Raw genomic sequence first — 15286 nt, forward strand, 5'->3', positions numbered from 1 at the left:
TTTCGCACTTTTCCTCCCTGCAACCAAAGTTCGGGGTCAGACCCCGACCTTTTTTACGACTGCGGCGTCAGCCCCGCAACTTTGCAGATCGCCAGCAGCCGCAGGGTCAGCGTCGCCTCGCCCTGGATACGCTCACGCTGCGCGGCCAGCAGATTGCGCTGGGCGTCCAGCACAGGCAGGGCGTCGCTCAACCCCTGTTTGTAGCGCGTGGTGGACAGCTGCAACGCGCTGCGGCTGCTGTCCTCGCGCGCCTTGAGCTGCAGCTGGCGCTGGCGTTCGGCCGTGTAGGCGTTGAGCGCATCATCCACTTCATGCCAGGCGCGCAGCACGGTCTTCTGGTAGTTGACGGCCGCTTCCTGCTGTTCCAGTTCGCGCAGCTCCACGGTGGCGCGGCGGCGGCCATTGTCGAACAGCGGAAGGCTCAGGCTCGGTCCCACCGACCACTGGCGGCTGCCCCAGTCGCCGAATTTGCCGCCCGAAAGCGATTCGAGGCCGAAGGACATGCCCAGCGTGATGCGCGGGTAAAGGTCGGCCTTGGCCACGCCGATCCGGGCCGTGGCTGCGTGCAGGCGGGATTCGGCGGACTGGATGTCCGGACGGCGGGCAACGACCTCGCTGGCGATGCCCAGCGCGAGGTCGGGCGTGTGGCCGAAGGGCGCGTCCAGCGCTGTTGCGCCGCCCGCAAGCTCGGGCTGCAGCGCGCCAGGCGCGGCGCCGACCAGCAGCGTGAGGCGGTTGATGGCTTGCGCCTCCTGCTCCAGCGCCCCCGGCAGGCGTCCGCGCAGCTCGGCCAGCAGGCCGTTCTGGCGTTCGACGTCGAGATCCGTCGCCATGCCGGCGCGGCTGCGGATCTGCACGAGTTCCAGCAGTTCGCCGGCGGCGGCGATGTCCGCACGCAGCAAGGCTTGCTGGCGCTGGGCGGCGCGCGTTTCATAGTAATTGCGCGCCACCTCGACCGCCACGGCCAATTGCACGTCATGCAGCACGGCGCTGGCTTCGGCCATGTGGGCGTCGGCCGCTTCGACGCTGCGGCGCACGCGGCCCCACAGGTCCAGTTCCCAGCTGGCGTCGAAGCCGGCCGAGTAGACGCTGAAAGGATCGCTCAGCGTATCGATCAGCATGTCGCGGTTGTTGGGCGCGATCACATTGATCAGCCGCGTGGCCGTGCCTTTCTCGCTGGTGCGCTGGCGCGTGGCGCCGGCGCGTGCGCCCAGTTGCGGACCCTGCTCGCTGGCGCTCATATTGCGCTGCATGCGGCTTTGCGCGAAGTGCAGGGCGGCGCTGCGGATATCGTGGTTCGCTTCCATGGCGCGCACCTGCAGCGAGTGCAGGAGCGTATCGTCAAACAGCGCATAGGCTTGCGGCCCGCCATTGCGCAGTGCCGGATCGAGCAGTTCAGCCGAACCGGCATGCCAGTCGGACAGCGTGGCCGGCGCCACCGGCACAGGTTCATGATAGTCGGGGCCAACGGCGGCGCAGCCGGTCAGGGCCAGGCAGATGAGGAGCTTTTTCATGATGCGTATCCAGTTCAGACAAGACGGTTGCGGAACAGCCAGGTGGCCAGGGGCAGCGTGACGGCCGCGATGATCAGCAGGGGAATGAGGTTGTGCCAGACGGTGAGCAGTCCGACGCCTTCCAGGTAGACGCGCTGCACCAGCTCAATCGCAAAACGCAGCGGGTTGGCCATGGTCACGATCTGCAGGATCTCGGGCATATTGCGCACCGGCGTGGTCAGGCCCGAGAGCAGCATCATCGGCATCAGCAGCACGAAGGTGTAGAGCATGGCTTGCTGCATATTGGCCGACAGTGCGGAAATCGACAGCCCGATGCCCACGCTGGCGATGGTGAACATCAGCAGGCCGGCGTAGATGGTCACGAGCGATCCCGCCATCGGAATCTGGAACCACAGGCGCGTGACGAGCAGGATCAGCGTCGATTGCGTGAGGCCGATCAGGATGGGCGGAATGGCCTTGCCGATCATGATGTCGGTGGGCGTCAGCGGCGTGACGAGCAGCTGGTCGAAAGTGCCTTGTTCGCGTTCGCGCGCCACCGAGAGGGCCGTCAGCAGCAGGGTTTGCAGCATGCTGAGGGCCGCAATCATGCCGGGCATCAGGTTCCAGCGCGTTTCCAGGTTGGGGTTGTACCAGGCGCGCGATTCCACCCGCAGCGGCGGTTCGCGGCCGCCGTGCCTTGTGCGCCATTCGCTGTTGAAGTTCGCGACCACGCTGCCGACGAAGGCGGCGGCGGAACCGGCGGTATCGGAATTGCGGCCATCCAGCACCACGCCAATGGGCGACTGCTCGCCCGCATACAGGCGGCGTTCGAAATCGGACGGTATCTGGACCACCAGCAGCGCCTTTTGCGTGTCGATCACGCTGCGCAATTCCTGCGGCGTTTCGACGACGGCAGCGCGTTTCAGGATGCCGCTCGCTTCCAGCTTGGCCAGCAGGCGCGCCGATTCGGCGCTGCGGCTCATATCCTGCACCGCGTAGGGCACGTGGGTCAGGTCGTAGGTGGCCGCGTAGCCGAACAGCATGCTTTGCACGATGGCGGGCACCACCAGGATGGCCTTGCTCTTCGGGTCCTTGATCACGGCCAGGAACTCCTTGCGGCACAGGTTGACGATGCGCCGGACGAATGCGATGAATGATGCGTGCATGGCAGCCTCAGTCGAGTTGTTTGCGGGTGACGGCGCGCGCTACGCTGAGCAGCAGCACGGCGTAGCCGGCGAGGATGGCGCAGTTGCGCAGGATGAGCGGCCACACGTCGCCGGCCAGGAAGAGTGTCTTGATCAGCTCCATGAAGTAGGTGGCGGGCAGGATCTTGCCGATGATCTGGATTACGACCGGCACATTGCGCAGGTCGAACAGGAAGCCGGACAGCATCAGCGAAGGCATGAAGCTCGATAGTAGCGCTACCTGGCTGGCGAGGAACTGGTTCTTCGTCGCGGACGAAATCACCAGGCCCATGCCGACCGCCACGAACAGGTAGAGCATGGAGGCGAACACGATCACCAGCAGCGAGCCCTCCATCGGCACGGCAAACAGGAAGCGCGCCGCCAGCAGGCAAAGCGTGAGGCCCAGCATGCCGACGCAGAAATAGGGAATGATCTTGGCCAGCAGGATTTCGACCGGATGCACGGGCGTGACGAAGAGGGCTTCCAGCGTGCCGCGCTCCCATTCGCGCGCCATGACCAGGGCGGTCAGGAAGGCGCCGACCAGGGTCATGATCAGCACGATCAGGCCGGGGACGAGGTACCAGGTGCTGGTGTTGGCGGCGTTGAACCACATGCGTTGTTCGACCGTGACCGCGCCCGAGGCGGGCGTCGTCTCGTGCGCGCCGCCGTTGCGGGCGGCGGTGGCGCCGGCCCGTTCGGCCTGGCGCGCGCCCCACTGCGAGAGCGCGGTAGAGGCGTAGTTCATGATGATGGTGGCGCGGCTCGCGTCCGCGCCGTGTACCAGCACCTGCACTTTCGCGCCGCCTGCATTCAGGCTGCGCGTGAAGTCGGCGGGAATGCGCACGATCCCGTCCACCTTACGCTCGAGCATCAGCTGCTGGGCGTCGTGCATGGACTGCACGACGATGGGCTTGAAGGCGGTGGACAGGTGCAGGCCGGCCACCGCATCGTTGGCGGTCGGCGATGCGTCTTCCATCACGATGGCGACCGGCGCATCCTTCACGTCCAGCGACAGGCCGTAGCCGAAGATCAGGATCAGCACGATGGGCAGCAGGATGCCGATGGCGAGGTTGGATGCGTCCCGCAGCAGCTGGCGGAATTCCTTGCGAGTGAGCGCCACAAGGCGGCGCGCGAAGCCGGAGTTCATTGCCGTGCTCCTTTGCGGTTCTGTTCAACGATGGAGATGAAGGCTTGCTCCATATCCGGTGCGCCGCCGGCCTGCTCGCGCACTTCGCGCGGCGTGCCGAGGGCCAGCAGCTTGCCGGCATCCTGGATCACGATGCGGTCGCAGTATTCCGCTTCTTCCATGAAGTGGGTGGTGACGACAATCGTCACGCCGGCTTCGGAGAGTGCGGTAATGCGGCGCCAGAATTCGCGCCGCGCCAGCGGGTCGGCGCCGCTGGTCGGTTCGTCCAGGAAAAGGATTCCCGGCTCGTGCAGCAGGCCGGCGGCCATCGCCAGGCGCTGTTTGAAGCCGCCCGGCAACTGGCCGCTGGGCATGTCCTCCTGTCCCTTCAGCTGGAACTGCTGCAGCACGGCGCTGGTGCGCTGCTTCAGCCGCTCGCCATACAGGCCGTAGGCGCCGCCGAAGAAGTCCAGGTTTTCGGCGACGGTGAGGTTGCCGTACAGGGCAAACTTCTGCGACACGTAGCCGATCTTTTGCCGCGCCTGGGCGCGCGCATGGCGCAGGTTCACGCCGGCCACCTGCAGGAAGCCGCTGCTGGCGGGCAGCAGGCCGCACAGCATGCGGAAGGTGGTGGTCTTGCCGGCGCCGTTGGGGCCAAGCAGGCCGAAGATCTCGCCGCGACGCACGCTGAAGCTGGTGCTGGCGACGGCGGTGAAGTCGCCAAATTTGCGCACCAGGTCCTTCACCTCGATCACAGGACCTTCGCCATTCGAGGCGTCGACACGCGTCAGCGGCGCGGCGGCGTGATCGGCGGACTTTGCCGGCTCACCGCGCAGCACCATCATGAAGCCGTCTTCCAGGCGCGCTGGCGCCGGTTGCGGCGCCGCGTTGCCGAGCAGGGTGGAGATGGTGGCGTCCGGCGCGTCGGCGCGGCGGATGAAGCGTACATGGCCGCCTTCCGGCACGGCGTCGATGATGTGGGCATGGTCGTCGATCAGGCGCGCCTGCAGGGTGCGGGCGGTCATGGGCGCGGGCGGCGCGGCCACATAGCACAAGCCATCGGCGCGCTGGCGGATTTCCGCGGGCGAGCCGGAAGCCAGCACGCGGCCATCGTGCATCACGAAGACCTGGGCGCAGCGCTCCGCTTCGTCCATATAGGAAGTCGAGACGATCACGCTCAGCTTTTCCTCATTCACCAGCTGCTGCACAATGTCCCACAGTTCGCGGCGCGACAGCGGGTCCACGCCAACGGTGGGTTCGTCCAGCAGCAGCAGTTGCGGCGAGCGCACCAGCGTGCAGGCCAGGCCCAGCTTCTGCTTCATGCCGCCGGAGAGCTTGCCCGCGGGACGGTCCGTGAAGCGCCCCAGGTCGGTCATATGCAGCAAGCGTTCGAAGCGCTTTGCGCGCTCGGCTTTCGGCACGCCGTGCAGGTCCGCATACAGGTCCATGTTCTCCTGCACGCTCAGGTCCTCGTACAGGCCGAAGCGCTGCGGCATATAGCTGATGCGGTCCTGCACCGCCTGCGGATTGGCGGCCACGTCGAAGCCCAGCACGGTGAGCTGGCCTTCGCTGGGTTTCAGCAAGCCCGCCACCATGCGCAGCAGCGTGGTCTTGCCCGCGCCGTCCGGACCCACGAGGGCGGTCAGCGCGCCGGTGGGCACCGTCAGCGTTACGCCGCTGAGGGCCGTGATTTCCTGCTTCGATTCCTTGACGATGAATCGCTTGCTCAGGCCTTGCCCCTGCAGGGCGAAGCCGGTGTCTGGCGCGGCCATGATGTCACTGCACGATGCGGACGGTGGCGGGCATGCCCATGCGCAGGCGGTCGGCCTTGTCGTCGGCCAGCACGCGCACTTCGTAGACGAGGGCCGTGCGCAGGTCCTCGGTCTGCACGGTCTTGGGCGTGAATTCCGCCACCGAGGAGATGTAGCCGATCTTGCCGGCGATGGGTTCCTGCTGGCTGTCGATGCGGATGGAGGCGGCCATGCCCGGCTTGATGCGGCCCAGGTCCGTTTCCTTCACATAGGTGCGCACCCATTTCGGATTGGCGATGGCCAGGGTGTAGACGGGGCGCTGGGGCGCGGCCATGTCGCCCGGCTCCATCAGGCGGGCGCGCACCACGGCGTTGACGGGCGCTTTCAGCTGGGCCTCGGAGAGCTGGTGTTCGAGTACGGCGATGTCGGCGCGGGCGGCGTCGAGCTGGGCCTGGGCCTGGGCGATGTCCTCGCGGCGCGGGCCGTTGTGCACCAGTTCCTGGGATTTGCGGGCCGCATCCAATTGGGCGAGGGCGGCTTTCAGCTTGCCCTGGGCGTTGTCGATATCCTGCTGGCTGACGGCGCGGCCATTGCTCTCCCTGGACACGGACTGGACGCGTTCGAGCTGCTGGCGGGCCAGGTCGGCATCCGCCTGCATCTGGGTGGTGCGCGCCTTGGCCTGGGCCAGTTCCTCGGGGCGGCTGCCGGCTTTCAGTCGGGCCAGCACCTGTTCCTGGGCGGCGGCCTGGGCGCGCGACTGCGCCAGGCGCAGGGTCAGGGTCTTGGTGTCCAGTTCGCCGAGCACGTCGCCGGCGTTCACGTGCTGTCCTTCTTCCACATTCAGCTTTGCGATGCGTTCGCTGCCATTGAAGGCGAGTGAAACTTGTCTCAGATCAACGTTGCCATACAGGACAAGATCTTTGCCGTTGTCGGCGGGGCGGGTGAGGTACCAGGCGAGGGCAGCGCAGGCGGAGACGGCGATTACAGCGAGGACGGCGACTTTCTTGTTCATGATGAAACCTCATGTGCGGCGGGAATGCCACTTTATTGTACGTTCAAATTCAAATTTTAATTAGAATTATTTGCGTCGCGTGCTATCTTTTACTGTAGGACCTACAATGCGTGCCATGGCGACTTCCATTCGAAAATCAGAAGCTGTCCCAACGCGGGGAACGCGCCAGGACGGCGATGCAACAAAACAGCATCTGCTCGATGTTGCGGGGCAAGTATTTGCCGAGCGGGGCTTTGCCGACGCCACCAGCAAGGAAATCTGTACCCGTGCCGGCGCCAATATGGCGGCGGTCAATTACCACTTCGGCGGCCGCGGCCAGCTTTACGAGGCCGTGCTGGTGGAGGCCCACCACTACCTGCTGAAACTGGAAGACATGCAGGCCATCACGTCCCAGGATATTCCGGCTGAGGACAAGCTGGCCATGATACTGGGTGGTATTGTGCGCCGGGCCGTGGGCAAGCACGCGCACTGGGGCGCAAAAGTTGTGCTGCGTGAGCTGATGTCGCCGACCGTTCATGCGCCGGCGCTGGTGCACCAGGCAATCGCGCCAAAGGCGATGGTGATGCTGGGGCTGGTGTCCGAAATCATCGGCCTGCCCATTGGCAGCCCGGGACTGCAGCGCGGGCTGTTCTTCCTGATGTCGCCCTGCCTGGGCCTGTTGATGGCGCCGCAGGCCATGCGCGAAAAACTCTTCCCGGCCATCAGCGACGAACCTGACGCGGTGGCGGCGGACATGGTCCGTTATGCGCTGGCCGGGCTGGGCGCGCTGGGCGCCCATCACAAGTCGCAGGCGCAGAAAATCGCTTAAGTGAGCTGGTGCGCCGCCGCCAGGATGGCTTCCACGGCCGGATGGCGGATGCGGCGCTCGCTTGAGATTGCGTAGAACTGCTCGCGCAGCTCGGGCACGGCGCCAACCTCCACCGCGCCGTACTGGTCTTCCACATCCTCGGCCAGGGCGGCAGGCGCGAAGAACAGGCCCATGCCGTTGCGGCCGAAGGTGCTCAGCATCGCGTTATCCTCGAACTCTCCCACGATATCCGGCCGCACGCCATGCTGCAGCAGCCAGGCGTCGATGCGGCCACGCAGGGCGTTATTGCGGGTGGGCAGCAGCAGCGGAGCGCCCTGCAGGCTGTGCGGGAAGTTTTTGCTGTACTTGCGCGCCAGCTTGCCGGTGCCGAACAGCTTCATTTCGCTTTCAGCCAGCAAGTGACTGAAGACGCGCAGGCTGGCAGTGGCCCGCACCGAGCGGTCGGTCAGCACCACGTCCAGCTTGTGCAGGGCGAGGTCCGCCAGCAGGGAATCGAATTCATCTTCCATGCAGACCAGCTTGACCTGCTTGTCCAGCACCTGGGTGGCCTGCAGCAGGCGGAAGGCGATCAGCTTGGGCAGGGAATCCGAAATGCCCACCGTCAATCTCATCTTCCCCGCATCCACATCTTCCAGCGCTTCCTGCATGCGGTCGCCCAGTTCGAAGATCTCTTCCGCATACGTCAGCGCCACGCGGCCCGCTTCCGTCGGCACCAGGCGGCGTCCCTGCTGGGTCAGCAGCGACTTCCCTATCGATTGCTCCAGCGCCTGGATCTGGGTGCTGACGGTCTGGATGGCCAGGCCGAGGCGCTCGGCGGCGCGCGTCACGCTGCCCTCGGCGGCCACCACGCGGAAGAAGTAAAGGTGGCGGAAATTCAGGCCGGTAGTTTTCATGGTTCGGTTTTTACGAAGTAATCGTCCAATTATCTTCCATTTTTCTATTCCATGGTTTTCTTTACACTCGCCCCTGTACATCAACAAGAAGGGGTTTCACGATGAAGCATTTCAGGATTTCATTCCTGGTGACCCTGGTCTGTCTTGTCGCGGCAGGCTGGTGGGGTTACCAACACACGGGCATTACGGGCGCGCTTTCCGCGCTCTGGATCGCCCTCATTCTGGGCGTGATGGAAGTTTCGCTGTCCTTCGACAATGCGGTGGTCAACGCCTCCGTGCTGAAGACCTGGGACGCGTTCTGGCAAAAGCTGTTTCTGGGCCTGGGCATCATCATCGCGGTGTTCGGCATGCGCCTGGTATTCCCGCTGGTGATCGTGGCGGTGGCGGCTGACCTGAGCATTCCCGATGTCTGGAACCTGGCGCTGAACGACCCGAAAGGCTTCTCGACGCACCTGACCAACCACCACGCCGAGGTGGCGGCATTCGGCGGCATGTTCCTGCTGATGGTGTTCCTGAACTTCATCCTGGACCACGAGAAGGAACTGCACTGGCTGGGCCATTTCGAGCGCAAGCTCGGCGCGCTGGGCAAGGTGTCCTCGATCGCCGTGATGATCGCGCTGGGCGTGCTGCTGGGCAGCCTGTCCATCGTCGATGAAGCGCAGAAGATGGTTGTGCTGATCTCGGGTATCTGGGGCGTACTGATTTATGTGGGCGTGGATGCGCTGTCCAGCTTCCTGGAGAAGGAAGAGGAGACCGGCGGCAACGTGGGCGATATGGTCAAGCGTGGCGGTATCGGCGGCTTCCTCTACCTGGAAGTGCTGGATGCATCGTTCAGCTTTGACGGCGTGATCGGCGCGTTCGCCATCACCAGCGACGTCGTGATCATCATGCTGGGCCTGGCCATTGGCGCGATGTTCGTGCGTTCGATGACGGTCTACCTGGTGCACAAAGGCACGCTGGATCAATACGTCTACCTGGAGCACGGCGCGCACTATGCGATCGGCATCCTGGCAGTGATCATGCTGGCGAGTATGAAGTTCCACATCCCTGAAGTAGTGACCGGCCTGATTGGCGTGGCCTTCATCGTGGGGTCGCTGTGGTCCTCGATCCAGTACAAGCGAAAGCATCAGCTGGCGTTGGGCCAGTAAGGAAAACGCGGCGTGCTCATTGGACACCGGCCCGCCGCGCATGCAAGGTGTCTTACTCAATAGGAGAAGCAAATCATGGCAATCAGTCTGCAAAAAGGCGGTAACGTCAACCTGAGCAAAGAAGCCCCGGGCCTGTCGAAACTGACGGTGGGACTGGGCTGGGATGTGCGCGCCACCGATGGCGCAGCCTTCGACATCGACAGCTCCGCCTTCCTGCTGAAAGTGGACGGCAAGGTGCGCAGCGACCTGGACTTCATCTTCTACAACAACCTGAAGTCGGCCGATGGTTCGATCGCCCACAGCGGCGACAACCGCACCGGCGCCGGCGAGGGCGACGACGAAACCGTCAACTTTGACCTGAGCCGCGTGCCACAGGATGTGGAGCGTATCGCGATCTGCGTGACCATCCACGAAGCGGATGCACGCCGCCAGAACTTCGGCCAGGTGCAGCGCGCTTTCGTACGCTGCGTGAATGCCGCCAACAACAGCGAGATCGCCCGCTACGACCTGTCCGAAGACAGCTCGACGGAAACCGCGATGGTGTTCGGTGAAGTCTATCGCAACGGCACCGACTGGAAGTTCAAGGCCGTTGGCCAGGGCTACAAGGGCGGCCTGGGCGCCCTGGCTTCTTCGTTCGGAGTCAGCGTCTAAAACCATGACCACTTTTACCGTAACCGGGGACGTTGATCCCTTCCTGCATGTGTCGATGAAGCAGGGCGAGAAGATTTACTGCGAATCGAACGCCATGGTCATGATGGAATCGGCGCTGGAGCTGAAGGGCAAGATGACCGGTGGCCTGGGCGGCGCCCTGATGCGCACCTTTGCCAACGGCGAGTCCTTCTTCCAGCAGCACATCGAGGCTGTGCGCGGCAACGGCGACTGCCTGCTGTCGCCAACCCTGCCGGGTGCGATGCAGGTGGTCGACGTGGGTGCGCGCCAGTACATGATCAGCGATGGCGCCTTCGTGGCGGCCACCGGCGGCGTGGACCTGAAAGTGCGTACCCAGAGCCTGGGCAATGCGCTGTTCGGCCAGAGCGGCGGCTTCTTCATCACCGAGACGGCTGGCCAGGGCCAGCTGGTGGTGAGCGGCTTCGGTTCCATGTCGCAGCTGGATGTGGAACCGGGCAAGGAGATCGTCATCGACAACGCGCACGTGGTGGCCTGGGACTCGGGCCTGCGCTATGAGCTGTCGGTGGCCACCCGTTCGGGCGGCGGCCTGCTGGGCAGCCTGGTGAACAGCGTGACCAGTGGCGAAGGCGTGGTGCTGCGCTTCTCCGGCCAAGGGAAGGTGTTGATTTGTTCGCGCAACCGCGATGCTTTCGTAAGCTGGCTGCTGCGCAATCGTACAGGAGGTTAAGAATGGGTGTGAATTTACAGAAGGGCCAGAAAATCTCGCTCGACAAGGAAGCGGGCGTCCGGCTCAATCGCGTGGCCATGGGCCTGGGTTGGGATGTAGCCAAGACCAAGGGCTTCTTCGGCTTTGGTTCGAAGAGCGCGGAAATCGACCTGGACGCATCGTGCGTGCTGTTCGATGAAGGCCACCGTCCGCTGGACGTGGTGTTCTTCCGCCAGTTGAAGAGCAAGGATGGCAGCATCGTCCACAGCGGCGACAACCGCACGGGCGCCGGCGACGGCGATGACGAGGTGATTTCCGTGTCGCTGGACCAGGTACCGTCCAATGTGCACAGCATCGTGTTCACCGTGAACAGCTTCACCGGCCAGAGCTTCGAGCAAGTGCAGAACGCCTACTGCCGCCTGCTCAACGCCGAGGACGGCCGCGAAGTGGCGCGCTTTAATTTGTCGGTGCAGGGCTCGCATTCGGCACAAATCATGGCAAAGCTGTACCGCCATGAGGGGCAATGGAAAATGCACGCGATCGGCGAGAACGGTACCGGACGGACTTTCGATCAACTGCTGCCGCAGATAGCGGCCCACCTCTAAAGTAAAGAGTTCATAGGCGCTATCCCATGGCGTCTTCCTTTGCGGCGGTCCTGGCAACGGGCCGCCGTTTTTTTTTCGCCCAATTCGGGGTCAGCTCTGTCATTCGGACACGCACGCACTTCCTTTGATCTGGATCAATACGCAAAAACGGCCGAAATCGCGTATTGATGTAGCTCAAATGGTAGCGCTGACTGTCCGAATGACAGAGCTGACCCCGACTTTAGTATTGCAAGGCGAGCATGGCGGCGTTGTAGAGGGCGTGGGTGAGCATGGGGGAGAGCAGGGATTTCGTGCGCTCGTAGGCCCAGGCGGTGCACAGGCCGAGGATGAAGACGGGCAGCATGGAGGTGGGCGGGTGGACGACGGCGAAGATGGCGGCGCTGGCGGCCATGGCGGCGGCCAGCGGCATGGAGCGGCGCAGGCCGCCGAAGATGAGGCCGCGGAAGATGAATTCTTCGAACAGCGGCGCGGCGAGGATCGCCAGCGGCAGGATCCACGTCAGCGTGCGCGGCAGGCCGGGCAGGGTGATGCCGAGGCGGCGCAAGGCGTAGAGGTAGAGCGCCGAAGTTGCGATGGCGACAGCGGCCATGATGACCGAGGTGGTGAGGGCGACGGCGTAGTTGGCGGGAAGGATGCGCGGCACGCCGGTGGCGCGGGTGCGCCAGTAGATCAGCCGCGCGAGCAGCCATGTGATGCCGCCGCTGATGGCGAAGGCGATCGAGATTTCGGCCAGGCCGGGCGGATGGCCGGGGCTCTGCATGATGAAGAGCACGAGGATTTGCAGCGCGAAGAAGAGCAGCGTGGCGATCATGCCGTCCGCTGCGGACACGCGGGGCGGCGGCGAGGCGGTGACGTCCAGCAGGTAGGGCAGGGCGTCGCAGGCTTTTTGCCACAGCGACAGCGCGAGCGCCGTCATGAGAACGATGACGGCCAGCTTCAGGTACCACGTTTCCGTGTACAGCGCGAAGGAGTAGAAGGAGCACAGGACAAAGTAGGCGTAGGCGAAGGTTGGACGCACGCGGTGGCTCGCTTCTTCGGCCAGCGGGTCGCTGGCCCAGACGCCCAACGAGACGGCAATGACGGTGAAAATGGGGATGCTGGCGAGGACGAGGATGATCTGGCTGACCAGGTGGACATCCAGCCTGGCGGCGAAGGCCAGGCCGATGCCGAAGATGAGCAGAGGATAGGCGGTGGCCAGCACGGCCCAGAGCTGGGCTTTTTCTTTCAGCACGCTTTCCAGCGAGCGGGGGAAGGTGTAGAGCAGCCACAGGGCCTGACCTTCGCGGTTGAGCGTCTGGAAGGCGGAGAGCAGCAGGACATAGCTGCCGATGGCGAAGGCCAGTACGGACAGCATGCGCGGATCGGCGCCGAGATCGGAGGCTTTGTCGATCGTGCCGTTGAAGATCAGCTGGGTGCCGACAATGATGACCGGCAGGAGCAGGCTTTGGACGAGGAAGTTGCGGTCGCGGCTTAGCAGGCGGAGTTCGCGGCGTTGCAGGGGCGTGCCGAAGACGCGGCGGGCGGCGCCCGGCGTGGCGGCGGGGGCGGGGCGGCGTCCGGTCTCGCGGGAACCGGTGGCGACCACGCCGTTGGCGAGCATGCGGTGCAGGGCCTGCATGCAGAGCAGGACGATCAGTGCGCTCTGGGCGAGGCAAAGGAAGGTGAAAGCGGTGGCGGCAAGCGCGGAGCGGGCGTTGAGGGCCTGGACGATAAGACCGGGCGGTGTCCACATCAGCCACGCGGGCGCGTGGGCCGCCCAGCCCATGGTCAGCGCGGCATTGGGCATGCTGAGTGACATAACGAAGTACATCAGCGGCAGCGACGCCACCGAGGCAAGCGCCTGCAGGTTACGCAGCTGTGATGGGGCGAGACGCAGGCGCAGGCCGGTGTCCGCCACGGTGCGGATGGCCGACGCGATCAGCAGCAGCGGCAACGTGGCGAGGAGCGCGAGCAGGGGCGAGGACCAGCGGTAGCCGGAATGCCAGGCGACCATCAGGGTCAGGGGCCAGACGGTGAGCCAGCCGGCGGGTGTGGCGACGGTGCGCTCTGCCACGCGTGACCACAGCAAGGTGGCGCGCCGCATGGGCAGCGTGACCAGCCATTCCAGGTCCCAGTCGGCGTTGGCGAGTTCCTTGCTGCCGAGGGGGAGCATCACGGCGACCAGCAGCAGGACGAGCAATTCGAGTGAAACGGCGTTGGCAAGCGCCGTGCTGAAAGGGACGGCAGCCAGTTCGGCGGCGCTTGCATGCTGGCCGGGCGCTAGTGCGGCGCAATTGCGGGTGGTGTCGAGGTGGCAGTGCAGGTTGATGAGCGTGCCGCTGGCCATGCTGACGAAGGCCGTCATCATGAAGCCGGCCAGCATGAGCAATATCAGCGTGCGCACGCCATGTCTGCCGGCCGTGGCGGGACGGCTCCGGCCCGCCGAGCGGCGGCGCCGGAATGAGGAGCCGCCCATGTTCACCAGGCGCCGCATGCGCAGGCGCAGCAGCAGCCAGAAGGCGCGGCCGGCGGAGGACAGGGGCGTGTCCATCAGGCGCCCGTTTCGCTGGTAACTTTCAGGAAGACTTCTTCCAGCGTGCTGTTGCTGCTGGTGGCGCCGCGCAGCTCGTCGAGCGAGCCGGTGGCGACCAGCACGCCGCGGTTGATGATGCCGACGCGGTCGCACATTCGCTCGGCCATGTCCAGCAGGTGGGTGGAGACGAAGATGGTCTTGCCGCGCGCGGCGCTGGCGACGAGGCGTTCCTGCACCTCGCGCGCGGCGCGCGGATCGAGGCCGTTGATCGGTTCATCGAGAATCAGCACGGCCGGGTCGTGCACAAGGGCGCAGGCCAGGCCGAGCTTTTTCTTCATGCCCATCGAGTAGTTGACGGCGTATTCCTCGCTCACTTCATCGAGGCCGAATTCGTCCAGCAATTGGACGGCGCGCGCGGCGGCATCGGCGCGGGTGGCGCCATGCATCTCGGCGACGAATTGCAGGATTTCGCGGCCGCGCAGGTAGTCGTAGAAGATGGGATTGTCCGGCAGGTAGCCGACGTGGCGTTTCACTTCGGCCGCCTGCGCTTGGCAGTCGAGGCCATCGATCAGCACCCGTCCTGCGCTGGGTACCAGGATGCCCATCATCATGCGGATCGTGGTGGTCTTGCCGGCGCCGTTGGGACCGAGGAAGCCGAAGACTTCCCCGCGCCCCACGGTCAGCGAAAGAGGATGGACAGCCTGGTAGCTGCCGTACTGTTTGGAGAGGGCCTCGAAGGCGATCATTCGCTGCGCAGGCTCATGCCGATGCGCTCGGTGCGCGGCATCCAGTTGCCCTGGATGTCGGCCGATACGAGGATGCGTTCGGCGCGGCCGATCAACAGCTTGCGCGGCACGAAGCCGATCACGCGCGAATCGGCGCTGTTGTCGCGGTTATCGCCCAGCATCAGGTAACTGTCCGCCGGCACGGTGACCGGACCGAAGTCGCGGTGGGCGACTATTTGCGGCAGCAGCTGGATGCTGTAACTGGCCTTGCCGTTACTCTCGTTAAGCGTGAGCGCCTGCAGGTCGCCGACGCTGGCGATGGTTTCGGTTGCGTTGCCGATGACCGCGTATTCAGCGGGCGTGCCATTGATGACCAGGCGTTCGCCGCGCATTTCCACTTTGTCGCCGGGCAGGGCGGCGATGCGCTTGATCAGGCGAGTGCCGTCCTTCGGGGAGCTGAAGGTGACGATGTCGCCGCGCTGCGGTTCGCCGAGGCGGGTGATGGAGACGTCGGTCAGCGGCACCTTGAGGTCGTAGGCCACGCGGTTGACGAAGACAACGTCGCCTTCCAGCAGGTTGGGGTGCATGGACGCGGAGGGAATCGGGTTCCAGTCCGCAAAGGCGGTACGGAAGATGCCGAGCAAAACGAGGAAGACGATGAATCCTTTGTTCTCGCGTATCAGTGCTTTCATT

The 15286-nt window shown here is 64.7% G+C and carries 14 protein-coding genes; 5 read left to right on the forward strand and 9 right to left on the reverse strand.

The genetic code is table 11. The features are described 5' to 3' along the window. Positions 1-53 precede the first annotated feature (53 nt). Genes ACHMW6_RS04285 through ACHMW6_RS04305 form a run of 5 tightly spaced genes read right to left on the reverse strand, consistent with a single transcriptional unit; the run spans position 54 to position 6566 of the window. A complete protein-coding gene (locus ACHMW6_RS04285; protein WP_395405842.1) occupies positions 54-1514 on the reverse strand; it encodes an efflux transporter outer membrane subunit in 1461 nt (486 codons plus the stop codon). 14 nt (positions 1515-1528) lie between these two features. Next, positions 1529-2659, reverse strand: a complete 1131-nt coding sequence (locus ACHMW6_RS04290; RefSeq protein ID WP_395405844.1) for an ABC transporter permease — start codon at positions 2657-2659, stop codon at positions 1529-1531. Between the two features lie 7 nt (positions 2660-2666). Further along, on the reverse strand, positions 2667-3824 hold the full coding sequence (locus tag ACHMW6_RS04295; protein WP_395405846.1) for an ABC transporter permease: 1158 nt from the start codon (positions 3822-3824) through the stop codon (positions 2667-2669). Continuing rightward, positions 3821-5575: an ATP-binding cassette domain-containing protein gene (locus tag ACHMW6_RS04300; RefSeq protein ID WP_395405848.1), complete on the reverse strand. Its 1755-nt coding sequence runs from the start codon at positions 5573-5575 to the stop codon at positions 3821-3823. Before ACHMW6_RS04300 ends, ACHMW6_RS04295 begins: the two co-directional genes overlap by 4 nt. Positions 5576-5579: 4 nt before the next feature. Next, positions 5580-6566: an HlyD family efflux transporter periplasmic adaptor subunit gene (locus ACHMW6_RS04305; RefSeq protein WP_395405850.1), complete on the reverse strand. Its 987-nt coding sequence runs from the start codon at positions 6564-6566 to the stop codon at positions 5580-5582. 115 nt (positions 6567-6681) lie between these two features. Between ACHMW6_RS04305 and ACHMW6_RS04310 the strand changes: the two genes are divergently transcribed. Further along, a complete protein-coding gene (locus ACHMW6_RS04310; protein WP_395405852.1) occupies positions 6682-7374 on the forward strand; it encodes a CerR family C-terminal domain-containing protein in 693 nt (230 codons plus the stop codon). Here the strand turns inward: ACHMW6_RS04310 and nhaR are convergent. Continuing rightward, positions 7371-8267: a transcriptional activator NhaR gene (nhaR, locus tag ACHMW6_RS04315; protein WP_395405854.1), complete on the reverse strand. Its 897-nt coding sequence runs from the start codon at positions 8265-8267 to the stop codon at positions 7371-7373. The two genes, ACHMW6_RS04310 and nhaR, sit on opposite strands and share 4 nt — an antisense overlap. 101 nt (positions 8268-8368) lie before the next feature. Between nhaR and ACHMW6_RS04320 the strand changes: the two genes are divergently transcribed. From ACHMW6_RS04320 to ACHMW6_RS04335, 4 genes are all read left to right on the forward strand, one after another. Beyond that, a complete protein-coding gene (locus tag ACHMW6_RS04320; RefSeq protein WP_395405856.1) occupies positions 8369-9415 on the forward strand; it encodes a DUF475 domain-containing protein in 1047 nt (348 codons plus the stop codon). Positions 9416-9490: 75 nt separating this feature from the next. Further along, positions 9491-10066 carry a TerD family protein gene (locus ACHMW6_RS04325; RefSeq protein WP_395405858.1) on the forward strand — a complete coding sequence of 192 codons (576 nt, stop codon included), beginning with the start codon at positions 9491-9493 and terminating at the stop codon, positions 10064-10066. 4 nt (positions 10067-10070) lie between these two features. Then, positions 10071-10772 (forward strand): TIGR00266 family protein, encoded by a 702-nt coding sequence (locus ACHMW6_RS04330; RefSeq protein WP_395405860.1) that lies wholly within the window; start codon positions 10071-10073, stop codon positions 10770-10772. Between the two features lie 2 nt (positions 10773-10774). Further along, positions 10775-11356: a TerD family protein gene (locus tag ACHMW6_RS04335; RefSeq protein ID WP_395405862.1), complete on the forward strand. Its 582-nt coding sequence runs from the start codon at positions 10775-10777 to the stop codon at positions 11354-11356. A gap of 220 nt (positions 11357-11576) precedes the next feature. On the opposite strand, the gene ACHMW6_RS04340 is transcribed toward ACHMW6_RS04335, so the two are convergent. The 3 genes from ACHMW6_RS04340 to lepB are packed head-to-tail and all read right to left on the reverse strand — an operon-like array spanning position 11577 to position 15285. Then, positions 11577-13886, reverse strand: coding sequence for a lysostaphin resistance A-like protein (locus ACHMW6_RS04340; RefSeq protein ID WP_395405864.1), 2310 nt, complete (start codon positions 13884-13886; stop codon positions 11577-11579). Continuing rightward, positions 13886-14614: an ABC transporter ATP-binding protein gene (locus tag ACHMW6_RS04345; RefSeq protein WP_395405866.1), complete on the reverse strand. Its 729-nt coding sequence runs from the start codon at positions 14612-14614 to the stop codon at positions 13886-13888. The genes ACHMW6_RS04340 and ACHMW6_RS04345 overlap by 1 nt, the downstream gene beginning before the upstream one ends. Then, positions 14611-15285 carry a signal peptidase I gene (lepB, locus tag ACHMW6_RS04350; protein WP_395405868.1) on the reverse strand — a complete coding sequence of 225 codons (675 nt, stop codon included), beginning with the start codon at positions 15283-15285 and terminating at the stop codon, positions 14611-14613. The genes ACHMW6_RS04345 and lepB overlap by 4 nt, the downstream gene beginning before the upstream one ends. Position 15286: the final 1 nt, after the last annotated feature.

Origin of the sequence: Pseudoduganella sp. UC29_106 (assembly GCF_044055365.1) — a bacterium.
In the GTDB taxonomy this organism is placed as follows: Bacteria; Pseudomonadota; Gammaproteobacteria; order Burkholderiales; family Burkholderiaceae_D; genus Rugamonas.